This is a genomic window from Kamptonema formosum PCC 6407, from assembly GCF_000332155.1.
Taxonomy (GTDB): domain Bacteria; phylum Cyanobacteriota; class Cyanobacteriia; order Cyanobacteriales; family Microcoleaceae; genus Kamptonema; species Kamptonema formosum.
The window spans coordinates 1-2,148 of record NZ_KB235902.1 but is presented as its reverse complement, the minus strand read 5'-3'; the positions used below and the strand labels follow the sequence as shown (position 1 = coordinate 2,148).

The following is a 2,148-nucleotide window of genomic DNA, read 5'->3' as shown; positions in this document are numbered from 1 at the left end:
GGGGAAGACACTCATCCACTTGGATAAATGATTTTATTTCAATCGCTGCTGGCTGGGCGATCGCGCTTATTCTAAATTCCCTGCTTTCTTAACAGCTTGTTTCAAGGCTTCAAAGGTAATATTACCCTCTTCATCTCGAGACGTCGCTAGCAGTTCCGCAGGGCTAGTACCTGTTTCTGCTAAAATGACTGCATTTAACCCAGGACTTAAAAAAGCTCATTACTCGATACTTTGCCATCTTGATCGCGATCCAAGGCATTAAAAAGAGATTGAAGCTCTTGCTCAGTTGCCATAAGTTTCTATTTGAATTAGTTTTTCAATTCAATATCCCATAATGTTGAAAAAGATGCAAGGAAAGTTACCTTTTACCCTGGCAGATACAAGCTGTAACTCGTGTCATTTATAGCAAGCTGTACTTTCACACTTGAGCAAGCCGAACTAATTGAAAAGCTGTTAAGGCTGCTTTTTTAATTGCCGCTTTGTGATAGCCATTCAGCTATTTCATATTAATGTATCGGAACAAAGGCGATAGCCGTTTTCTAGGAAGAGTTGCAGTTCAGTTTGTTTGGTTTTATTGAAGGCAGTGCTACCGCACTTTTGTACAAAAAAAGCGAACTGGAAGAGTAATTTTTTCGGGCTGCCAGAATGTTCATGCAGAGCGATCGTTCGCTATCTTCATCTGCTCTGTTGCCTCGCTGATTCGGGTACTAACCCCGCTGATGTTACGACTGCGACAAAGGTCAGGTTCTAAGAGGTAATACCTACCAGCAATAAGCCTAAGTTGCATCTTCCACACAGGGGTGCAACTTTTTTGTGAGAAGGAACGCACCCCGATAGTTAGTGGAAGCCACAAAAAGCTTTATATTTTAACCCTTCTATTTCCTCTTATTCCCTCTTATTTCCTAATATCTCCTACTTGTCCCTCAAAAATCCTAAATTATCCTCCAATTTTCACAAATTTTAATTAAGTTAAATTAACTTTCGCTGACTTTTAATTGCTTTTTGTACTCCGACACCTCCTAAATCCTCGTAGTTAGTGTGGTAGTCGCATAGCAAGCCATGTCAAATAGACGTTATAGGGGGGTAAAAATGACCAATTTATGGTTTTTATGGTTTTTGCAAGACTGAAATGAGAACTGTTGGAAGTTGGAGTTAGCGATCGCATACAACAGCAGCCAAAGCAAGAAAGTTGGTGATGGTAGTTTATATTGCACTTTTACACAGATATCGGCTCAATACCTAAACGGACGTTGCCCTAGCTTTGCCGTAAGCTTGCGAATGGTTTCTGTCTTTCTCTCAACTGGTTGCCGTATCCGTCGCACCGTTCGGTTGCTTGCTTGAGGTCAGATTGTAAGCGCTGGATTATGGTGTAATTTTTGGTCAAGTTTTGAGGCCTCTTCAATCAGAGCAGAGGCAAAAGCATAGAAGCGATCGCGCTTCTCACCTTTCTCAAACTTCCAGCCGCCCAAGGATGGCATCTCAAAAAGCTTATCCCTCGCTGCATACAAATCGGGTAGCTGTGGCTGTGATTGTTGTGGCATCTCTGGCAACAGTTCTAAGATTGCTTCCACATCTTGTAAATCAGTTTTTTGATTTTTTTACGCTTAGCCTTGAGCTGGTTGAGCAAGTCCGCCGCGTCTGGAAAGTCCCAAAATGTGGAATCTTGCGCGGTCTGGGAGGGAAGTTGCGATCGCGCCTCTGCTAGTTCTGCTTTTAGTTGGGTAATTTCCTTCTGTAACCCTAAGTTAACTGTTTGTAAGTTACCTAGTTCATTATGTAACTCTTCACTGACCTTTGAGTTACCCATAGGCTTAGGTAACTTAGGTTGACTAGGGATATCGAATAATGCCCCAACTTCAGCCAGTCGCCGCAAAGTCAGAGCCTTAGACAATCCTATGTAACGCTTATGTAACTTTCCCTCAACTTTGCGGTAGGCGTACCAGTAGCCTCCTTCTGTTTCTTTCTGGCTGTGTAACCCTCGCCATCATCAACCCTGAAGGATTTAGTCTCTGGATGCTCTAGCCATTCATACCACTGCCTAAAACCCACCTCTATCTTTTGCCAGATGGGAGTTGAGCCGTCCCATATTTCACCCTTGCCAATTTACTCATCGCTAGTTACATATAACTTTAGGTAACTTATCATGAG

General features: G+C 42.6%; 3 protein-coding genes. All 3 read right to left on the bottom strand.

The features are described 5' to 3' along the window. Nucleotides 1–206: 206 nt before the first annotated feature. The 3 genes from OSCIL6407_RS36915 to OSCIL6407_RS36905 all read right to left on the bottom strand — a co-directional run bounded on the left by OSCIL6407_RS36915 (nt 207) and on the right by OSCIL6407_RS36905 (nt 1,891). Nucleotides 207–293: an EF-hand domain-containing protein gene (locus OSCIL6407_RS36915; protein WP_234709929.1), complete on the bottom strand. Its 87-nt coding sequence runs from the start codon at nt 291–293 to the stop codon at nt 207–209. Between the two features lie 1,050 nt (nt 294–1,343). Beyond that, on the bottom strand, nt 1,344–1,571 hold the full coding sequence (locus tag OSCIL6407_RS36910) for a hypothetical protein (RefSeq protein WP_019486985.1): 228 nt from the start codon (nt 1,569–1,571) through the stop codon (nt 1,344–1,346). Then, the gene (locus OSCIL6407_RS36905) at nt 1,556–1,891 is read right to left on the bottom strand and encodes a hypothetical protein (protein WP_019486984.1); all 336 of its coding nucleotides are present in this window, start codon (nt 1,889–1,891) and stop codon (nt 1,556–1,558) included. The genes OSCIL6407_RS36910 and OSCIL6407_RS36905 overlap by 16 nt, the downstream gene beginning before the upstream one ends. Nucleotides 1,892–2,148 lie beyond the last annotated feature (257 nt).

Bases quoted from the DNA above. Each gene is read 5' to 3' on its own strand.
- OSCIL6407_RS36915 (WP_234709929.1), bottom strand. From the start codon at position 293: ATGGCAACTGAGCAAGAGCTTCAATCTCTTTTTAATGCCTTGGATCGC.